General features: G+C 36.0%; 16 protein-coding genes. 1 reads left to right on the top strand and 15 read right to left on the bottom strand.

The window, feature by feature from the left end:
• Nucleotides 1-153 precede the first annotated feature (153 nt).
• Nucleotides 154-1,344, top strand: coding sequence for a M14 family metallopeptidase (locus tag ACXYMZ_RS07535; protein ID WP_458947772.1), 1,191 nt, complete (start codon nucleotides 154-156; stop codon nucleotides 1,342-1,344).
• A gap of 88 nt (nucleotides 1,345-1,432) precedes the next feature.
• On the opposite strand, the gene ACXYMZ_RS07530 is transcribed toward ACXYMZ_RS07535, so the two are convergent.
• The 15 genes from ACXYMZ_RS07530 to uvrB all read right to left on the bottom strand — a co-directional run bounded on the left by ACXYMZ_RS07530 (nucleotide 1,433) and on the right by uvrB (nucleotide 16,747).
• Complete coding sequence (locus tag ACXYMZ_RS07530) at nucleotides 1,433-1,873, bottom strand: hypothetical protein (protein ID WP_458947771.1); 441 nt, start codon at nucleotides 1,871-1,873, stop codon at nucleotides 1,433-1,435.
• A gap of 180 nt (nucleotides 1,874-2,053) precedes the next feature.
• The gene (locus ACXYMZ_RS07525; RefSeq protein WP_458947770.1) at nucleotides 2,054-2,875 is read right to left on the bottom strand and encodes an STAS domain-containing protein; all 822 of its coding nucleotides are present in this window, start codon (nucleotides 2,873-2,875) and stop codon (nucleotides 2,054-2,056) included.
• Between the two features lie 100 nt (nucleotides 2,876-2,975).
• Entirely contained in the window at nucleotides 2,976-3,314 is a 339-nt protein-coding gene (locus ACXYMZ_RS07520; RefSeq protein WP_458947769.1) for a DUF6054 family protein, read from the bottom strand.
• Between the two features lie 208 nt (nucleotides 3,315-3,522).
• On the bottom strand, nucleotides 3,523-5,187 hold the full coding sequence (locus ACXYMZ_RS07515) for a glycerol-3-phosphate dehydrogenase/oxidase (RefSeq protein WP_458947768.1): 1,665 nt from the start codon (nucleotides 5,185-5,187) through the stop codon (nucleotides 3,523-3,525).
• 143 nt (nucleotides 5,188-5,330) lie between these two features.
• Nucleotides 5,331-6,824, bottom strand: coding sequence for a glycerol kinase GlpK (glpK, locus tag ACXYMZ_RS07510; protein WP_458947767.1), 1,494 nt, complete (start codon nucleotides 6,822-6,824; stop codon nucleotides 5,331-5,333).
• Nucleotides 6,825-6,849: 25 nt separating this feature from the next.
• A complete protein-coding gene (locus ACXYMZ_RS07505) occupies nucleotides 6,850-7,380 on the bottom strand; it encodes an acyltransferase (RefSeq protein ID WP_458947766.1) in 531 nt (176 codons plus the stop codon).
• Between the two features lie 3 nt (nucleotides 7,381-7,383).
• The gene (gene ppaX, locus ACXYMZ_RS07500) at nucleotides 7,384-8,019 is read right to left on the bottom strand and encodes a pyrophosphatase PpaX (protein WP_458947765.1); all 636 of its coding nucleotides are present in this window, start codon (nucleotides 8,017-8,019) and stop codon (nucleotides 7,384-7,386) included.
• On the bottom strand, nucleotides 8,016-8,894 hold the full coding sequence (gene lgt / locus ACXYMZ_RS07495; protein ID WP_458947764.1) for a prolipoprotein diacylglyceryl transferase: 879 nt from the start codon (nucleotides 8,892-8,894) through the stop codon (nucleotides 8,016-8,018). Before lgt ends, ppaX begins: the two co-directional genes overlap by 4 nt.
• Nucleotides 8,895-8,904: 10 nt before the next feature.
• Entirely contained in the window at nucleotides 8,905-9,843 is a 939-nt protein-coding gene (gene hprK / locus ACXYMZ_RS07490) for an HPr(Ser) kinase/phosphatase (RefSeq protein WP_458947763.1), read from the bottom strand.
• Between the two features lie 234 nt (nucleotides 9,844-10,077).
• Nucleotides 10,078-10,422 carry a phage holin family protein gene (locus ACXYMZ_RS07485; RefSeq protein WP_458947762.1) on the bottom strand — a complete coding sequence of 115 codons (345 nt, stop codon included), beginning with the start codon at nucleotides 10,420-10,422 and terminating at the stop codon, nucleotides 10,078-10,080.
• A complete protein-coding gene (locus ACXYMZ_RS07480; RefSeq protein ID WP_458947761.1) occupies nucleotides 10,422-10,616 on the bottom strand; it encodes a PspC domain-containing protein in 195 nt (64 codons plus the stop codon). The genes ACXYMZ_RS07485 and ACXYMZ_RS07480 overlap by 1 nt, the downstream gene beginning before the upstream one ends.
• A 75-nt stretch (nucleotides 10,617-10,691) precedes the next feature.
• On the bottom strand, nucleotides 10,692-11,363 hold the full coding sequence (gene bshB2, locus ACXYMZ_RS07475) for a bacillithiol biosynthesis deacetylase BshB2 (RefSeq protein ID WP_458947760.1): 672 nt from the start codon (nucleotides 11,361-11,363) through the stop codon (nucleotides 10,692-10,694).
• 44 nt (nucleotides 11,364-11,407) lie between these two features.
• Nucleotides 11,408-11,761, bottom strand: a complete 354-nt coding sequence (locus ACXYMZ_RS07470) for a YojF family protein (protein WP_458947759.1) — start codon at nucleotides 11,759-11,761, stop codon at nucleotides 11,408-11,410.
• A gap of 118 nt (nucleotides 11,762-11,879) precedes the next feature.
• A complete protein-coding gene (gene uvrA / locus ACXYMZ_RS07465) occupies nucleotides 11,880-14,756 on the bottom strand; it encodes an excinuclease ABC subunit UvrA (protein WP_458947758.1) in 2,877 nt (958 codons plus the stop codon).
• Nucleotides 14,757-14,764: 8 nt separating this feature from the next.
• Nucleotides 14,765-16,747 carry an excinuclease ABC subunit UvrB gene (gene uvrB, locus ACXYMZ_RS07460; protein ID WP_458947757.1) on the bottom strand — a complete coding sequence of 661 codons (1,983 nt, stop codon included), beginning with the start codon at nucleotides 16,745-16,747 and terminating at the stop codon, nucleotides 14,765-14,767.
• Nucleotides 16,748-17,089 lie beyond the last annotated feature (342 nt).

The raw sequence follows: 17,089 nt of genomic DNA, 5'->3' as shown, positions 1-17,089 counted from the left end.
AATATCCCTCCTTTTATTATGTGTATTACAAGTGTTTTTGTGGCCCATTCATGTATAAATATTCGCGAATTCATGAATTTTTTATTTTATGTTTACTGTAATAAATTAATTCTTATTTCATACGATTAATTAGTTAATTAAAGGAGAGATTATATGGAAGTTTATGTTCAACGAGGAGACTCTTTTTGGTTTTATAGCCAATTATTTAACATCCCCATCGATTTAATTTTCCAATCGAATCCTTCTATTTCACCAACACAGTTAACAATTGGACAACGTATACAATTACCAGGCTTTGAAACAATAAATTATCAGGTAAAGCAAAATGATTCACTTTGGAAAATTGCTTCAGAACATCAACTAAGTGTGGAAGCCATCATAAGGGTTAATGACAGAATCCAGCCTAATTACTTACAAGTAGGGCAAACGTTAATACTTCCTAGACGAGTAACGAACATGTTATTGAACGACCCCTCCAACTACACTTATGAAAAAATGATTCGTGATATTAATCGCTTGGTTAATGTTTATCCTTTTATAAGAAGAAGTAATATCGGAACCTCCGTTTTAGGGAAAGAGCTTGTTGAATTACAAATAGGCACAGGGAACAAGCAAGTACATGTTAATGGTTCTTTTCATGCAAATGAATGGATTACCACACCAGTAATTATGGGTTTTATAAACCAATATGCTCTATCACTAACTAATAATCAGCCGATCAGAGGATTATATATGTTGCCTTATTTCATACAAACTAACCTCTCTGCTGTACCGATGGTTAACCCAGATGGAGTTGATCTTGTTATCGAAGGTTCTGGAGCTGCTGAAATGTTTGAGGAAGAGGTACTATCGATAAATAATAACAGCTCTGATTTTTCAACATGGAAAGCAAATATTCGAGGGGTGGACTTAAATAATCAATATCCGGCAAATTGGGAATTGGAAGCGGAAAGAAAACCCACATCTCCTCGGCCACGAGATTTCCCTGGATTCGCTCCTCTTACAGAGCCTGAAGCAATTGCAATGGAGGAATTAACCCATAATAGAAATTTTCAACGCGTAAATGCGCTGCATACGCAGGGAGAAGTAATTTTCTGGGGATATGAAGGGCTCGAGCCACCAGAAGCGGAAATAATCGTAAATGAATATGCGCGGGTTAGTGGATATGATCCCATTCAATTTGTTGACAGTCATGCAGGTTTTAAAGATTGGTTTATTCAAGAATATCGTAGACCTGGCTTTACAGTCGAACTTGGTACTGGAGTTAACCCACTTCCTATTTCTCAATTTGATGAGATTTATGAAGAAACGCTTGGAATCATGCTTGCTAATTTATATATGTAAAGAAGATTAACACAATCAAAAACTCCCTATACTTTAAATATAGGGAGTTTGATATGACAAATATCATTTTACGCTAGACGAATCAAAATCAATTATTCGATTTTACATCATCTTTTGCAGATAGTAACTCGTCTTTCGCTTCTATAGCACTATCTTTTACATCCATTAAATCAGATTTTACGTCTTTTACGTTAGACATAACATCTTTTGACTCTTGAACTACATTTTGAGTCGTATCTTTAATGTCTTTTACTTGTGTATCTAATATTGCTTGAATCTTATTAATTGCTTCTTTCGAGATTTCTGTCGCATTTTGAACGCGTGTGATAATTGCATTCTTTGCTCCATCTGGGTCTTCTTTAATTGCTGTAGTATATTTATTTACTGAATCCTTCACATTCTTGGAAGTATCCTTAACCTTTGTACGTGCATTGCTATTAAGCAGTACCAGTGAGGAAGCGCCTGCAATTACTCCAGAAACAATCCACCCCGTTTTGGCTTTCTTTTGTTTACTCATTGTCGTAGTCACTGAAATCTTCCTTCCTATTTTGTATTGATATCTGTTAAATTCCCTTATTTACACAGATAAAACATTTTTTTAGAAATAAAAAAAGAAGGCTTTATTCAGAGTAAGTAGATAATGTGCTTTTTGCTTAAGAAATGTATGAGTTCTACTGTATGATTTACTATGTCTATTTCTATAACACATTTAACTATCGATAATGAGATACTCTCTAAGAGCTTGTTGTAATGTTGCTTTCGTCTCTATATGTACCATTTCTTGCATCCCTAAAGCTGCTATTCTTTTCGCCAGTTTTGGACGTAATCCAGTTAAAACTGCTTTGGACCCCATCATTTTAATACCGACTAATACCTTTTCAAAGTTCGATATAATAAATTCATCTATATCTGGCATACCAGATAAATCAATAAATAATAATTCAATCTTGAGCCTTGAAATCTCATTAAATATCTTCTCTTCTATAATGGACATTCGATACGTATCAAATTCTCCAATTAATGGTAAAACTACAACTGATGAAGTTACTGGCATGATGGGAACAGTTAAATGCTCAACTAACTTTCTTTCCGTCATTAGTAATTCATCTTTATATTTAGAGTAGCTAATAAAAAAGCTATTTAAAAATTCATCAATACCATCATTTATTTTCTTTTCTAACTGATAAAATTGTTCAACTGTAGAATCATCTATATTTGTAAGACGATGGTTACTTAAGAGAGTCCATAACGTGCGTCTGATAGCATGAATCCATTCTAATTTGAATGCTAGGGTCAATGAATGCTTTGCCCAAGCTATACCTTCTACTTCTGCAAAAGAAATAAGCTCCTCACGACGATCACCAAGAACATAAAATGCAATCTGTTCTGCATTCTTTAATAAATCGATATTACCGGCTTCTAAGATCCTTTTTATTTCGGCATTTTTATTGCCTGCTGCTGATAAAAGTATTGACTGAAATTCTTCCGTGTTATTTTGAATAAAAGCTTCAATCTCGCGAACAGCTATCACTATTTAATCCCTCTTTTCCAATTTAAAAGTCCATTTAGACTTATTCCCTAACCTTGTACAACCTAAACGCACTTTTATAACAATTTTTTAACAAAATCTTCTATGCGTTTAGTTTTTTCAAGCTTTGCTCTACGATCGCGACCATATCACTTTCTGCACCAAGACTAAAGTTAAATATAGCTCCATGCCCGCCACCAGCGCCTATTGCAGAAATATATATTTCATCACTATTCCCAACAATCGTTAGACTCAGACTTGCTCTACTACTATTTCTCATAAAGTACTTATCATAAACACGGACCGCTATTTTAGTTTCTTCAATCGTAAAGTCACTCTCATCAACTAAATTCATACTTAATCCGCTATTACGTACTTCATTTTCCAAATGACTAACTACCTCTTCAAATATACCAGTAATTTTCCGTTCAAACTTTGCCAATTTTTTCATCCTTTTTAAAGAAATTATCTGTGTGAGCTGAGAAATTTATTCACTAGTAATCGCTTACACCTGATGAGCTTTCAATCGTGCTATCTTAAACTGTGACATAATATTCAATCTATTGAAGCAATATTTTAAAAATTTATTCATCAATTTTCAGCATGAAAAAAGCACTGCATAAGATTGCAATGCTTTTATATTAAAAATACTATTTAGAAGGAAAACTAGTCGCGAGTGTCAATTGTTGGTCTAATTCAGTAGTGTAGCTATTTTTTTGTTGTTCGGTCCATCCTAATTGTTTATTCATGTAATCAATTACTGCTTGTTTATTTTCTTTTATAAAGTTGATATTGAAAAATAGTGCTCCCGTTCGACGAATAAAGAAGTCAGTTGGTTTATAAGCTGCTTCGTATTCCATAGCATACTGTAATTCTGCAAGTAGTAGGGTATCTAATTCATCGGTCTTATCAGCTTGTTTTTTCTGATAAAGTTGGAAAAGTTTATCTACATTCGCGCCATATCTCTGGATCATTTGTTTTGCTAGGATTTCATTTATTCCTAATTCCAATGCTTCACTGAGTTTTTCCTCTTTGAACTTTATAAACCCTTTTGATCCGTTTACTTCTCCACCTGAGATTGGTAGATGTTTTGTCATTGATTCTGAATAGAGGATTCCATCTTCTGCTTTGAATTGCTTTGCTACTCGGTTCACAATATCTTCTGCCATTTTTCTGTAGCCTGTTAATTTACCGCCAGCTATTGAGATTAATCCAGAAGGTGAAATAAATATTTCATCTTTACGAGAGATTTCACTTGGATTATCTTTTCCTTGCTGTGCAATGAGCGGTCTAAGGCCAGCCCAACTAGATTCCACATCATTTGCAGTAATATTTACATCTGGAAACATATAATGAATAGCTTCAAGAATATAATCTCTATCTTCATTTGTTACTTTTGGATTTTCCATTTCACCGTCATAGACTGTGTCTGTTGTCCCTACATAAGCTTTGCCCTCACGCGGGATTGCAAAGATCATTCGCTTATCTGGTGTGTCAAAGTAAACAGCTTGTTGTAAAGGAAATACCGATTGATCAAAAACAAGATGTGTTCCTTTGGTGAGAAGTAAAGTCTTGCCAGTCTTTGATTTATCTATATCACGAATAAAATCAACCCAGGGACCTGTAGCATTTATAATTTTTTTACCGCGTATTTCATGCTTCGACCCAGTGATTTGGTCTACAGTCAATAATCCAGTTACTTTATTTTCACTATTATATAGGAACGAATCAGCTTTTAAATAGTTTATTGCATCTGCTCCATGCTGTATCGCTTTTTTTATTACTTCGAGCGTGAGCCTACCATCATCTGTCTTATATTCAACATAGTAGCCACTACCTTTGATTCCGTTTCTCTTTAATAGCGGTTCCTTCTCTAATGTTTCCTCAACATTTAGCATCTTTCGTCTTTCCGTTTTTCTTACACCTGCCAAGAAATCATAAGCCCTTAAACCAACACTCGATGTTAGTGGTCCAAGGTTACTTCCTTTGTGGAATGGGAGGAGCATCCACTCTGGAGTTGTTACATGTGGCCCGTTTTCATAAACTATTTCACGTTCTTTCCCAACTTCAGCAACCATTTTCACTTCAAACTGCTGTAAATATCGGAGCCCACCATGAACAAGCTTTGTTGATCTACTGGATGTCCCCCCAGCAAAATCTTGCATTTCAACTAATGCCACTTTCATTCCTCTCGTTACAGCATCTAGCGCTATGCCAGCACCAGTTATACCTCCCCCAATAATAATAAGGTCATAAAAATCGGTAGTCATTTTTTCTAAAGTCGTTTTACGTTCAAAACTAGATAAAGAACCCAAGTATATCCACTCCTTTTCTTCAAGGATACAAACCAAAAGATAAAAAATCGCAAAAGTACTTAATCTATAGGATTAAAACTTTTGCGAATGTCTGTTTAACAACTATTATCTATCAGTTATTATATCATTTAGTACATGTATAATCATTTAAATACTCTTGTTGCTTCGATCGCTTTCTGCCAACCGCCATATAGTTTATCTCGCTCTTCAGCAACCATCTTACTTGTGAATTGCTTGTCAATTTCCCAACGTTTTACAAGCTCATCTTTATGCTCCCAAAAGCCAACCGCTAAACCAGCCAAATAAGCGGCACCAAGAGAAGTTGTTTCTTGAATAACAGGACGATCAACTGGCACATCCATTAAGTCACTTTGAAACTGCATGAGAAAATCATTTTTCACAGCCCCACCATCAACTCTTAGCGCTTTTAAATCTATTCCTGCATCTTTAATCATCGCGTCTAACACATCTTTTGATTGATATGCGAGTGATTCTAGTGTTGCACGAACTAAATGTTCTTTTTTTGTTCCCCTTGTTAGTCCAAAAATTGCACCACGGGCATCGCTATCCCAATAAGGAGTTCCCAAACCAACAAATGCTGGTACCATATATACCCCATCACTTGATTCAACGCTTGTCGCAAGTTTTTCACTATCTGGTGCACTTTTAATAATTTCTAGTCCGTCACGTATCCACTGGATGGCAGAACCTGCAACAAAGACACTACCTTCAAGGGCATATTCTACTTTCCCGTCCACTGACCAAGCAATTGTTGTTAATAGCCCGTGCTCTGAAGTTACTGCTTCCGTTCCAGTATTCATTAACATAAAACAACCTGTGCCATACGTATTTTTTGCCATTCCCTTTTCAAAACATGTTTGCCCGAACAATGCTGCTTGTTGATCACCAGCAATTCCTGCAATTGGAATTTCATGGCCAAAGAAATGATAACCAACAGTGTTTGTGTAAACTTCTGATGATTCACGTACTTCAGGGAGCATGTTTTTCGGTACTTGTAAAATCTCTAGAAGCTCATCATCCCATTGTAAGTCATGAATATTAAACATCAATGTACGGGAAGCATTGGAGTAATCAGTAACATGCGTTTTATGACCCGAAAGTTTATAAATCAACCAGCTATCCATTGTCCCAAATTGCAATTGCCCATTTTCAGCTTTCTCTCTAGCACCTTCTACATTATCAAGAATCCACTTCACCTTAGTTCCAGAAAAATAAGGGTCGATTAACAAGCCAGTTTTTTTACGAATGAGCTCTTCATGACCTGCTTCAGCCAATTCTTTACAAATCGTTTCCGTTTGTCGTGATTGCCATACAATTGCACGATAAATCGGCTTACCAGTTTCTCTATCCCAAACAACAGTTGTTTCTCGTTGGTTCGTGATGCCAATTCCTGCAATTTGTGTAGGTGAAATATCAGCTTTTCGTATGCAATTTGCAATACAAGCTAATACAGAAGTCCAAATTTCACTAGCATCATGTTCCACCCAACCAGGTTGAGGGAAAAACTGTTCAAATTCATGTTGTGCAGTCATTACAATATCACCTTGATGATTGTATAAAATTGCACGAGAACTTGTCGTTCCTTGATCTATAGCTAATATAAATTTTTCGCTCATCATTGACACCTCATTTTAGATAGGATTAGTGATCTTCTTTTTTGGTCCCGTACTTCTCGCGCTGTTCTTGTTCTTCTTTCGTATAAATTACTTTCATCGGGTTACCCCCAACAAATGATCCTGGCGCAACGTCTTTATGTACTAAAGTGGCTGCTGAAACAATTGCACCGTCACCGATCGTTACTCCTGGCAAAATCGTTGTATTCGCTCCAATTAAAACTTCATCACCAATAATAACATCGCCAATACGATATTCATTAATCAAGTATTCATGGGCAAGAATTGTTGTGTTATATCCGATAACGCTATTTGTGCCTACTGTTATTTTCTCTGGAAACATAATATCTGGCATCACCATCAAAGCAAATGCTGTTTCTTTACCAACTTCCATACGTAAAAACTTGCGATACATCCAGTTTTTCATTTTAAGAATTGGTGTATAACGTGCAATTTGAATGACAATAAAGTTTTTAGCGACTTTAAGGAATGGTACTGTTTTGTAAATCTGCCATAAAGAATTAGATTCATTTACAAAGTATCTTTTCGTTTTTCGCATCGCTTACACTTCCACAAGCTGAAGAATATCTTTCATATTTTCCAGCATATAATTTGGTTGATAGCTTAATAAACGCTCTCTACCCTTTTGGGCCCAAGCTACACCTGCCGTTCTCACCCCAGCATTTTTACCTGCTTCAATATCATGGGAATTATCTCCGACCATTAAAGTGGTTTCTGGTACCCCGCCAAGTTCATGCATTGCTTTTAGAACAGGTTCAGGATGTGGTTTAGCATGCGTCACATCGCTCAAAGTTACAATCGAACCAAAATATTTTTCGATCCCTGTTAACTCCATCGCTAGCTTTACCCCTGGAGCCATCTTTGTCGTTACAACTCCCATTTTTATATTTTTTTGTTGTAAGATTTCTAATGTCTCGATAACCTCGGGAAAAACTTTTACAAATTCATCATGTACCAGTTTGTTATGTTCCCGGTATGTTTCAACCATCTCGTCTACCCTTAATGGATCAATTTTTGTAAATGTTTCAATTAATGGCGGACCATTGAATTCCAATATTTCTTCATCTGTAAAATTTAAATTATAAGAGTCAAATGTGTGTTTAAAGGAAGTGAATATTAATTGATTAGAGTCAATTAATGTTCCATCCAAATCAAATAAAATGGTACGAATACTCATTTTTTCTTTCCTTTCTTTTTCCCTTTCTTTTTCCCTTTCTTTTTCGATTTCTTTTCGATTGGCAAGTCTTTATATCTAACCGTTTCATGATTGCGGCGGTATAATATAAGGATAATCGCAACTACAATCAATGTAACAGATACAACTTGTGCCGTGCGTAGACCTTCGATAATGTAAAGGCTATCTGTCCGTAAGCTTTCGATAAAGAAACGACCAATTGAATAAAGGATTAAGTAATTTAAAAATACGACTCCCCGTAATGGGTTTTGATTTCTTATGATGATTAATAATGTAAAGACAATGATATTCCAAACAGATTCATAGAGGAATGTTGGGTGATACATCACACCACCAATTGTCATTTGATTCATAATAAAGTCTGGTAAATATTGTAGGAAGTTATTATAAACCGCATCTGAGACTGGGCCACCATGTGCTTCTTGGTTCATAAAGTTACCCCAGCGACCGATTGCTTGACCTAAAATCAAGCTAGGAGCAATAATATCTGCCAGCTTCCAGAAGGAAATATTTTTCACCCGAGAAAATACAATAGCAGTCAATACTCCTCCAAATACTGCACCATGTATGGCGATTCCGCCTTCCCATATCGCAAAAATTCTCCAAAGCGGTCCATTAATATAGTTTTCCCACTCGAAGATTACATAAAAGATTCTTGCTGAGATAATGGCGATTGGAATTGCGAATACAACGAAATCTATAATAATGTCCTGTTTCCAACCAAGACGCTCTGATTCTTTCATTGCTAAATAAATACCTAGCATCGCTCCAACAGCGATAATTACTCCATACCAATAAATTGTGAACGGACCAAGTTCGAACATTACCCGGTCCAGTGGTTGCACCGTGAAAATCAAATCAACACCCCTATTCTAAATAATTTTTCTCTTTTTCAATTAAATTAGTAAGTTTTTCGGAAAATGTTTCTGCAGCATTTACTCCCATTCTTTTTAAACGCCAATTCATTGCAGCTACTTCGATTATAACTGCTAAGTTTCTTCCAGGTCGAACAGGTATCGTAAACTTTGGTATTTGAACATCCATTATTTGAATGGTTTCTTCATCCAAGCCAAGTCTGTCATATTGCTTTGTTTCGTCCCAATTATCAAGTTTAATAACGATCGAAACCTTTTTCTCTGTTCGTACAGCTCCTGCACCAAATAATGTCATGACATCAATAATTCCAACTCCGCGAATTTCAAGCATATGTTCAAGGATTTCAGGAGATCTTCCTAATAACATTTCATAATCCTGTTGTCTGATTTCAACACTGTCATCCGCGACTAATCGATGACCTCGTTTTACAAGTTCTAGAGCCGTTTCACTTTTCCCTACTCCACTTTGCCCAGTTATTAAAACACCTATTCCATATATTTCTACTAAAACACCATGCATGGTAGTTCTTGGCGCAAAGTTATCTTCTAAGTAATTCGTTAAACGACTAATCACTCGAGTTGTTTTGCGGGGTGACTTTAATATCGGTACATCTGCTTGATCAGCTGCATCTATGAGAACCTGCGGGATATCCATCCCACGAGATACGACGATTCCTGGCGTATCTTTTGTGCACAATTTCTCCGCTCGAGCTTTTTGTTCTTCCTCTTTTAAATCTAGAAAATATGCCATTTCTGTCCTACCGATTAATTGTAATCTTTCTTTTGGATAATATTTAAAATAACCAGTTATTTCAATTCCTGGACGTGATATATCACTTGTTATGATTTCACGATTAATTCCATTCGCTCCCGCAACTAATGTCAAATTAAAGTTATCAAGTAAATCCTTCGTACGTACGACTCTTATCATCAAACTTTCCCTCCATCATTGAAATCAGTGGATTATCTTTTGGTCTATAAACTTATATGTAAGGTAATTAGCTAAGTTTTTTAATTTATATATTGCAGCAACTATAGTAAAAATAACTTATCTATGTCATACATCATTTTCTATTACTACTCCTACTTTATCTTAGCATAGCAACAGCAAAATAAAAATCGTAGGCTACTTTGCCTACGATTTTTTAATGAAATATTAATTTGATTAATCTCTTATTAATCCACCTAGTACAAGCGTGACAATCGAGATGATAATAGAAGCAATTAATCCCATTCCAAAACCATCAATGACGAAACTCTCCCCTATTAAAGCTTGTGCTGTCATTAAAGTAATCGCATTAATAACAATAAGGAAAAGTCCTAATGTAAGTACTGTAACAGGTAATGTTAGAATAATTAATATCGGCTTTAATATCACATTTAAAATAGCCAATAATATACTAGCAAGAATTGCAGTTCCGATACCCGCAATATAAAAGGACTCAAAAATTTGATCAACTAGTAACAGAGCAATCGTGTTGAGAACAACAGATGTTATAAATCTTTTCATTAGAATATCTCAATATCTTTTGGAATAATCAATGCCGCTACTAGATAAATAAGCGCAACTGTCATAAAGCTAGGGATAAGTACAATGACAAAAATTAATCGAAGTAGTGTTGCATCAACATTGAAATACTCACCTAGACCACCTAGTACACCTGCTACATATTTATCTTCTGTCGAACGAGTAAGTTTTTTCATAAAATTCCTCCTTAAAAGTTCATCTCTTTTTATATCTTTATCTTTATTACGATTTATTAGCTAAAAAGTTTCAATTTAGTTTTCAAAGTTCCATGTATAGAACCTTTCATAGCTAAAACGCTTTTTAATCTCTTCTTTGATCTCTTCATCTAATTGATCAGGTTCTTTGAATTGTGAAAGTACCCCGCTTGCTTGGGATGCATGTGCATAGATTGCTTCGATTTTTTTATCAAAATACATAGAAATATCATTTACGATATCTGGCTCACCTAGTATTTCTTCAAAGTCATTTGATATTGCTTGTGCCCATACTACAGGACGACTTCCCTTATCCATCAGGCGAACAGCTTCAATAGCTGCTGCTCCAAGCGCATTATGGTCTGGATGAACAGCATGCTCCGGATAATGTGTAATGACAAGACTTGGTTTCAGTTTATCTAGATACCCTTTTAAATTTAGAGCCATCTCATTACGATCTTCAAATTCGATGGTTTTGTCTCGATAACCAAGCATTTCTAAATCAATATCGAGTATTTCACAGGCATGAATTAATTCTTGCTTTCTTATTTCTGGTAACGTTTCTCGATTTGCGAGATTGGGTTTCCCCATATTTCTTCCCATTTCCCCTAGCGTTCCACACATATAAGTTACTTTGGTACCTTCCGATCGGAACTTCAATGCAGTACCAGCTGCACCGAATGACTCATCATCTGGATGAGGATAGATTATAACCACATGTTTCTCCATATAAATCACCTATTCCCTATTTTTAAAATGATATAACTTAATGATTAATTTTTAAATGGATGCTGACTAATTTGTAATGAAACCAAAAGGCGTCCTTCTCCGTCATGTCCAGCAAGCAGGAGTTGTTCCCCATTATTTATTGTCCATTCTGTTAGTCCTTCTGCATAAATCCAGCCAAGGTCCATTTTCAATCCAACACGAAAAACATTTCCAGCTTTAACAATCTTAGCGTTCGTGAATTTTACTTCTGCATTTCGAATGAATGCCCCTACCGTAAAAGCATCTTTATTCATAAGACCTGCGTACATGCCTGTTGTTGTTTCTAGATGTATGTATACGTCCTTATTTACAAATGTATCTAATTTCTCCTGTACGGAAGCTATTATAATTGGTTCCATTTTCTTCTTCCTCTCTCACGTTACTATTAATTATAATTTAACGAAGACCCCGCCACTCGTCAAAGAATAACAATTTTAAAAAGAGTAGCATTTCTAATTTAAATGCTACTCTTTCTGTTTATTTTACTACTTCTTTTTCATTTAATCTTTTCTCCATACGTTTCCGATCACGTTCTAGGATTGGTTTTAAATAACTTCCTGTGTAGGAAATATCAGCTTTCTTTGCGATTTGTTCTGGTGTTCCAGTTGCAACGACCATTCCGCCACCTGTCCCACTTTCAGGACCCATATCAATAATATGGTCTGCTGTTTTAATGACATCAAGATTATGTTCAATAACTAATACCGTATCACCATTCTCAACGAGACGGTGAAGTACTTCAAGTAATCTGCGAATATCATGTGAATGTAAACCAGTTGTTGGTTCATCTAAAATATAAATAGATTTTCCATTTGAGCGTTTATGCAGTTCACTTGCAAGTTTTACACGCTGTGCTTCTCCACCAGATAATGTTGTAGCAGGTTGGCCAAGTTTTACATAACCCAACCCAACATCTGCTAACGTTTGAATTTTACGCTTAATCTTTGGAATAGGTGAGAAGAATTCTAATGCTTCTTCAATACGCATTTCTAAAATATCTGCAATACTCTTCCCTTTATACTTTACTTCTAATGTCTCACGGTTATAACGTTTTCCATGACATACTTCACATGGAACATAAACATCAGGTAAAAAGTGCATTTCTATTTTGATGATTCCATCTCCACGACAAGCTTCACATCGTCCACCTTTAACGTTGAAACTAAATCTTCCTTTTAGATAACCACGCACTTTGGCTTCATTTGTAGAAGCAAACACATCACGAACATCATCAAAGACCCCTGTATACGTCGCAGGGTTTGAACGTGGTGTTCGTCCAATTGGTGATTGATCGATTTCAATAATCTTATCGATGTGCTCGATTCCTTTAATTTCTTTATGTTTTCCTGGTTTTTGTAGTCTTGCTCGATTAATTTTTACTGCTAAAGCTTTATATAAAACTTCATTAACCAGTGTACTTTTTCCAGAACCAGAAACACCTGTTACTGCTGTCATAATACCAATCGGAATTTTAGCATTTACTTTTTTCAGGTTGTTTTCTTCTGCACCGATGATTTCGATATATCTTCCATCAGCTTTTTTTCTTTTTGTAGGTACTGGAATGAATTCCTTGCCTGACAGATACTTTCCTGTAAGTGACTTATCGTTTTTCATTACATTTTCAGGTGTATCACTTGCTACAATTTCTCCACCATGCTCGCCTGCTCCTGGGCCAATATCAATTAACCAATCAGCTGCAAGCATTGTATCTTCGTCATGTTCTACAACGATTAATGTGTTGTCCATATCACGCATGTTTTTTAAAGACGCAATCAATTTATCGTTATCGCGTTGATGAAGTCCAATTGACGGCTCATCTAAAACGTATAAAACACCTGTTAGTGCTGAACCAATTTGGGTTGCTAAACGGATTCTTTGTGCTTCTCCACCAGAAAGTGTTCCAGCTACTCTAGAGAGAGTTAAATAATCAAGGCCCACATTATTTAAAAACTCTAAACGGTTATCGATTTCTCTTAATACTAATCTTGCTATTTGCTGTTCTTTTTCTGTCAGTTCTAAGTTACGGATGAAGACAAGTGCATCTGTTACTGATAGCTCTGTAATTAAACTCAAATGTTTTCCGTTAACTAATACAGATAAAGCTTCTTTTTTCAAACGGTGGCCTTTACATGTTTTACAGTTATTCACTGCCATATATTTTTCTAGTGTTTCCCTTGTAAAGTCAGATGATGTCTCATGATATCTACGGTCGATGTTCGGGATTACACCTTCAAATGCAATCATGACATCTCTAACTTTTCCAAAGTCATTCTTAAAATAAAAACGAATTTTTTCTTTTCCACTTCCATATAAAATGATATCCATTTGTTTCTTCGGTATATCTTTTACCGGAATATCCATGTCGATATCAAAATGCTCACAAACACTCTTTAAGAGCTGCGGGTAATATTGTGAGCTAATTGGTTTCCATGGAAGGATTGCATGTTCATTTAACGTTAAATCCCAATCGGGAATGACGAGATCATAATCTACTTCAAGCTTTGTACCAAGTCCATCACATGTAGGACAAGCACCGAACGGACTGTTGAAAGAGAATAATCGCGGTTCAATTTCACCGATAGAGAAACCACAGATCGGACAAGAATGGTTTTCACTAAAGATAACTTCTTCATCTCCAATGACATCAATGATAACTCTGCCATCTCCTAATCTCAGTCCTGACTCTAAGGAGTCTGCAAGTCTTGATTCGATATTAGATTTAACAACAATTCGATCGATAACTACTTCTATCGAATGCTTTTTATTTTTTTCTAATTCAATATCATCACTTATTTCAAGCATTTCACCATCCACACGAAGACGAACATATCCTTCCTGACGAAGCTTTTCAATAACTTTAACATGCTCGCCACGTTTCCCAGAAACTACTGGCGCTAAAATCTGCATTCTTGTTCTTTCTGGATATTCCATCACACGGTCAACCATTTGTTGAACCGTTTGTGAACTAATTTCTATTTCATGAATCGGGCAAATCGCACGCCCGACCCTTGCGTATAAAAGGCGTAAATAATCATATATTTCGGTTACTGTTGCAACCGTTGATCTTGGGTTATTACTCGTTGTTTTTTGGTCAATTGCAATTGCTGGTGATAATCCTTCAATTAAATCAACATCTGGTTTATTTGTTTGTCCTAAAAATTGCCTTGCGTAGGCTGATAGAGATTCAACATATCTTCTCTGCCCTTCCGCATATATCGTGTCAAATGCTAGAGAAGACTTTCCAGATCCGGAAAGTCCAGTTACGACGACTAATTTATTTTTAGGTATCGTGACATCTACACTTTTTAAATTATGCTCTCTAGCACCTTGTACAACTATTTCCTTTGATTTCATATAGAAGTTCATCCTCCCGCTTTAAGTTCGAAAACAATATCTCGTAACTCTGCCGCTTTTTCAAAATCAAGTGATTTCGCAGCTTCTCGCATTTCTTTTTCAAGCTGTTCAATAACTTGCGGGCGATTTTTCTTCGTAACTTGTGAGAAGCTCGTAATTTTCTTCTCATAAGCTTCCGAATCCTCGGCAGCAACAGTTGCTTGAATAATGTCACGAATTTCTTTCTTAATCGTAGTTGGTGTAATATTATGTTTCTCATTGTATTCCATTTGTATTTTACGACGACGAGTTGTTTCATCGATCGCTTTTTGCATGGAATCGGTTATTCGATCAGCATACATAATAACTCTACCTTGTTCGTTACGTGCTGCACGCCCCATCGTTTGGATGAGTGATCGTTCGGAACGTAAGAAGCCTTCTTTATCTGCGTCTAAAATAACTACTAACGACACTTCAGGAAGATCAAGACCTTCCCTTAGAAGGTTAATCCCAATTAGTACATCATATTTTCCTAAACGTAAGTCTCGAATAATTTCAATTCGTTCAAGTGTTTTAATTTCAGAGTGTAAATAAGAAACCTTCATTCCTAACTCTTTTAAATAATCTGTGAGGTCCTCAGACATTTTTTTCGTAAGCGTGGTTACTAGCACGCGTTCATTTCTTTCTGTACGTTTATTAATTTCTTCAATTAAATCATCGATTTGTCCTTCAATTGGCCGTATTTCTATTTCAGGGTCAAGTAACCCTGTTGGTCGAATGATTTGCTCCGTCATATCTGGCGTATGTTCAAGTTCATACGGACCAGGCGTAGCTGAAATATATATTAATTGATTTGATTTCTTTTCAAATTCTTCAAATTGTAATGGACGGTTGTCAAGTGCAGATGGCAAACGAAAACCATGGTCGACTAGGACTTGTTTTCTAGCTTTATCTCCATTATACATTCCACGGATTTGCGGTAATGTAACATGAGACTCATCAACAACAATAAGATAATCTTCAGGGAAAAAGTCCAATAGTGTGTAAGGTGTTGCTCCTGATTCTCTTAGCGTCAGATGGCGTGAATAGTTTTCAATCCCTGAACAAAAGCCCATCTCACGCATCATTTCTAAATCGTAATTTGTTCGTTGTTCGATACGTTGTGCTTCTAATAATTTATTTTCTGCTTGAAATTCTTTTAATCTTTCTTCCAGTTCTTTTTCGATATTTTTAATGGCAATTTTCATCTTTTCTTCCCCAGTAACGAAGTGGGAAGCTGGGAAAATTGCTATATGCTCACGGTCACCGATAATTTCTCCAGTTAACGCATCAACTTCACGAATTCTGTCAATCTCATCGCCGAAAAATTCAACTCGGAGACAACGTTCTTCTCTTGATGCTGGAATAATTTCTATAGAATCTCCTCGCACACGAAAAGTACCTCTTTGAAAATCAATATCATTACGTGCATATTGAATATCAACAAGGTCACGAAGAAGTTGATCTCGATCCTTTTCCATTCCCATCCGTAGCGAAAGTACCTGACTTCGATATTCTTCGGGATTACCTAAACCATATATACAAGAAACACTTGCAACAACAAGAACATCTCTACGTTCAAATAAAGCAGATGTTGCTGAATGTCTTAATTTATCAATCTCATCATTTATACTTGCATCTTTCTCAATGAATGTATCTGTAGAAGGTACATAAGCTTCTGGTTGATAATAATCATAGTAGCTGACGAAATACTCTACTGCATTATTTGGAAAGAATTCTTTAAACTCACTATATAATTGTCCTGCTAATGTTTTATTATGAGCAATGACAAGTGTCGGTCGATTAATTTCTTGAATAACATTCGATACGGTGAACGTTTTACCCGTCCCAGTAGCACCTAGCAATGTCTGATGGTGTTGACCATCTAGAACCTTTTGGACGAGTTCATCAATTGCCTTGGGCTGATCACCGGCTGGCTGATAATGTGATACTAACTCAAACTTATTTTCCACAAGCATTGCCTCCGTTCCTAACTAAAATAACTCTTTATTATTTTAACACATATAGAAAAATAACTTAAGAAAAACGAACGCATATTCGATATTCATTTTGCCCATTGTGACAAAAAATTAAACAAAGTCAATCGTACCAGGCGTTTTAATAGTTTATTTAAAAACACGCTATTATAGAGATTTGCCCATTAATAATGGAGAAGACTAAATCAGCTTCGGAAATATACGAAGACTCCTGCGGGAAGCAAGGCAACGGTGAGATCCCGGAGCGCGCATAGCGTGCGAGGAAGCTCACCAGCCGTCCGCGGAAAGCGTAGTGTATTTCCGAAGCGGGTTTTTCCT

This window comes from Oceanobacillus sp. CAU 1775 (assembly GCF_054482815.1).
This window is presented reverse-complemented; position numbering and strand designations above follow the sequence as displayed.

Coding starts and splice junctions, on each gene's coding strand:
- hprK (WP_458947763.1), bottom strand. CDS start 9,843: ATGATAAGAGTCGTACGTACGAAGGATTTACTTGATAACTTTAATTTG.
- ACXYMZ_RS07470 (WP_458947759.1), bottom strand. CDS start 11,761: ATGGAACCAATTATAATAGCTTCCGTACAGGAGAAATTAGATACATTT.
- glpK (WP_458947767.1), bottom strand. CDS start 6,824: ATGAGCGAAAAATTTATATTAGCTATAGATCAAGGAACGACAAGTTCT.
- ACXYMZ_RS07535 (WP_458947772.1), top strand. CDS start 154: ATGGAAGTTTATGTTCAACGAGGAGACTCTTTTTGGTTTTATAGCCAA.
- ACXYMZ_RS07480 (WP_458947761.1), bottom strand. CDS start 10,616: ATGAAAAAACTTACTCGTTCGACAGAAGATAAATATGTAGCAGGTGTA.
- uvrA (WP_458947758.1), bottom strand. CDS start 14,756: ATGAAATCAAAGGAAATAGTTGTACAAGGTGCTAGAGAGCATAATTTA.
- ACXYMZ_RS07485 (WP_458947762.1), bottom strand. CDS start 10,422: ATGAAAAGATTTATAACATCTGTTGTTCTCAACACGATTGCTCTGTTA.
- ppaX (WP_458947765.1), bottom strand. CDS start 8,019: ATGAGTATTCGTACCATTTTATTTGATTTGGATGGAACATTAATTGAC.
- ACXYMZ_RS07505 (WP_458947766.1), bottom strand. CDS start 7,380: ATGCGAAAAACGAAAAGATACTTTGTAAATGAATCTAATTCTTTATGG.
- bshB2 (WP_458947760.1), bottom strand. CDS start 11,363: ATGGAGAAACATGTGGTTATAATCTATCCTCATCCAGATGATGAGTCA.